The sequence below is a fragment of the Mesorhizobium sp. M4B.F.Ca.ET.017.02.2.1 genome (genome assembly GCF_003998955.1).
In the GTDB taxonomy this organism is placed as follows: Bacteria; Pseudomonadota; Alphaproteobacteria; order Rhizobiales; family Rhizobiaceae; genus Mesorhizobium; species Mesorhizobium abyssinicae.
In genome coordinates this window covers 1-2,764 of record NZ_RZOF01000522.1, presented here as the reverse complement: position 1 = coordinate 2,764, position 2,764 = coordinate 1, and the positions used below count along the sequence as shown (strand labels likewise).

The window sequence follows — 2,764 nt, the reverse complement described above, 5'->3', positions numbered from 1 at the left end:
GCACTGGCGCGCGCAATTGGCAAAAAAGGCGAAAAATGGGCGAATCTGTGCCTTTTGTCGGGTCCGAGATCACAGTTTTATTTCAACACGGTAAACATTTTGTGTTGCGGCGCAGCATTCCGTGCTACATTCGTTAGCAGTTGCGAATGTGCCGTGGAGGAGCTGAGCAGTTGGGCCTTCTGCTAACCGGCATCGATTTCTATCCAGCCTTAGCGGATGACGTCGGCGGAAGCCGCTGATGGCGAACGCGCGCGACATACAGCTCGATGCGCTGCGCGCCGTCGCCGTGACGATGGTGCTCTATGCGCATTTCCTGGCGCCCGGCGGGACGTCCTTCCTCGGCCATCTCGGCGTCCGGCTGTTCTTCGTTCTCTCCGGCTTCCTGATCACGCGGCTGCTGCTCGAAGCGCGCAATGACGCCGCGTTCGAGGCCGGTCCGGCGCTGCGGGCCTTCTACATCCGCCGCATGCTGCGAATCTTCCCGCCCTATTTCGCGGTGCTCGGCCTCGTCTGGCTGGTTAACCCGGACCAATCGTCGAGGGGATCGCTGGTCTGGCATGCGCTTTACCTCTCCAATTTCTGGTACGCGCTGCACAATGAATGGAGCCCTTGGGTCCTCTCCCATCTCTGGAGCCTGAGCATAGAGGAACAGTTCTATCTTGCTTGGCCACTGATTGTCTTGCTGGCGCCACCCCGGCGCCTCGGGTCGATCTGCATTGGCGTCATTCTGTTATCTCTGTCGTTTCGCTTCTATTGGCCGATCGTCGGCACCCCTGGCCCTGCACGCGACCTGCTTCCGCCGGCGTCGATGGATGCGTTGGCATCGGGTGCGCTGCTCGCCGCTTGGCGATCCAGAGCCGCCGACTTGCCGAAGTGGCTGCGGCTTGGCTGGCCGGCGCTCGCGGCCGCGTTTTTCGTCTTGCAGTGGTTTGGTCCGGTGCCGGAAAATCCCGTGCAGGAATGGGGCCGCTGGTTGCTCCTGGAAGTCTTGCCTCTCGCGCCGCTTTTAATGGTCGTTGCAAGCTGTTCGTCCGGCGTTGGGGGTTATCGGGGACGGCTTCTCGACCTTTCACCGCTGCAGGCCCTCGGCCGGATCAGCTACGGTGTTTATCTGTACCACAACATAGTCTTGGCGCTTGCCGTCATGTTTCAGCCCTGGATCCCCCTCAATGTCTCAGAACAGGGGCCGGGGCGGTTCCTGGTCGTGGGAACGGCTACTGTCATCGTGGCTTCAATGTCGTGGATGGTTTTCGAAAAGCCGCTCAATGGCCTCAAGCGGCATTTTCCCTATGTCGCGCGCGGGCGCAGCGCGGCGTGGTCCGGACGGCCGGCGGGCGGCCCTGTGCCGTCGCTGCAGCGAACGGATGCCAGACAATGACCGCCGCGCCGCTCGTTTCCGTGCTTTTGCCGGTCTACAATGCCGGGCCCTATCTCGCCGCCGCGATCGGCTCCATCCTGCGGCAGGACTATGTGCGCCTCGAAGTGATCGCGATCGACGACGGCTCGAGCGACAATTCGCTGGAAATCCTCGAACGCCACCGCAAGGCCGACAGCCGCGTCACCCTGATCTCGCGCGAAAACCGCGGCCTCGTCGCCACCCTCAACGAGGGGCTGAAGCTCGCCCAGGGCGAGTTGGTGGCGCGCATGGACGCCGACGACATCGCCTATCCGTGGCGCCTGTCGCGCCAGGTGGCGCTGTTCGCCGACCGGCCCGAGCTCGGATTCTGCGGCGCTGGCATAGACATGCTTCAGCACCGCCGCATCAAGAGCGGCGAGCTCGATCCGGTGTTCAAGATCGGCCGCATCCCAATCCTGTCGCAGTTCTTCACCATCTTCATGCACCCGACCGTGGTCTACAACCGCGAGGTCATCGGCGAAGACAGCCTGTATTACGATCCCGGCTACCGGCACGCCGAGGATTTCGACCTCTTCCGACGGCTGGCCGCCCGCTATCCGGCGGCGATGATGCCGGAGAATCTGCTCGTCTACCGCATCCATCCGGGCAGCGTGACCAGCCGGCATGCCAAGGAGATGCGCCGCACGCATCTCAGGATCGTGGCCGAAAACCTCGAACGCGAAGGCCTGGCAGAAGCGACGCGGGACCTTCGCGACATCGGCGAGGACGTCTCGTTCGACACGGTCGCCCGCGCGGCCCGGTTCATCGTCGCGCTGGAGCAGCGGATCGCCACGCTGCCGGACGAGACGCGGCCAAGCTTCGCCGCCGGCGCGCTCAACCTGTTCTATTTCCTCTACCAGCTCGTCGGCGACGAGAATAAGCCGCCGCTGACGCATGAACTCTTGACGCGGACGGCGAAGTGGGACGCCATCCGCCGCCGCGAGAAATACGCGCTCAGCCCCGGGCACTGGGCTCCCTGGCTCAGCCTCGCCTCGATCACCGCCGGCAAGAAGGCCGACTGGCTGGCCCACTATCTCAAGACCAGGCCGGAAGCAGCTGTGCTCAAACCGTATCGGGTGGGGGCATGAGCGCGTCACTAAAACCGCCAATCTCTCCGGCGCTGGCGATTGGCGAAAGCCGGTGTGACGGCCAATCTCCCCCCTTGCGGGGGAGATGCCCGGCAGGGCAGAGGGGGGTGCTGTCCCGCCGGCGTGTCAGCCATGGGCTTTCGCGGCGCAAGCTTGATCTTCGGTTGGAAAAAGCCAACGTCGAAGACCAGCGTTCCTTCCCACCCCCCTCTGGCCTGCCGGCCATCTCCCCCGCAAGGGGGGAGATCGGCGGCTTCGCCGTCGGCGCCCTCTTTACGAT

General features: G+C 63.9%; 2 protein-coding genes. Both read left to right on the top strand.

From position 1 onward, the window contains the following. Positions 1–238: 238 nt before the first annotated feature. Entirely contained in the window at positions 239–1,378 is a 1,140-nt protein-coding gene (locus EN738_RS33155) for an acyltransferase (protein WP_127287232.1), read from the top strand. Beyond that, complete coding sequence (locus EN738_RS33150) at positions 1,375–2,484, top strand: glycosyltransferase (protein ID WP_127287231.1); 1,110 nt, start codon at positions 1,375–1,377, stop codon at positions 2,482–2,484. Before EN738_RS33155 ends, EN738_RS33150 begins: the two co-directional genes overlap by 4 nt. Positions 2,485–2,764 lie beyond the last annotated feature (280 nt).

Bases quoted from the DNA above. Each gene is read 5' to 3' on its own strand.
- EN738_RS33155 (WP_127287232.1), top strand. From the start codon at position 239: ATGGCGAACGCGCGCGACATACAGCTCGATGCGCTGCGCGCCGTCGCC.
- EN738_RS33150 (WP_127287231.1), top strand. From the start codon at position 1,375: ATGACCGCCGCGCCGCTCGTTTCCGTGCTTTTGCCGGTCTACAATGCC.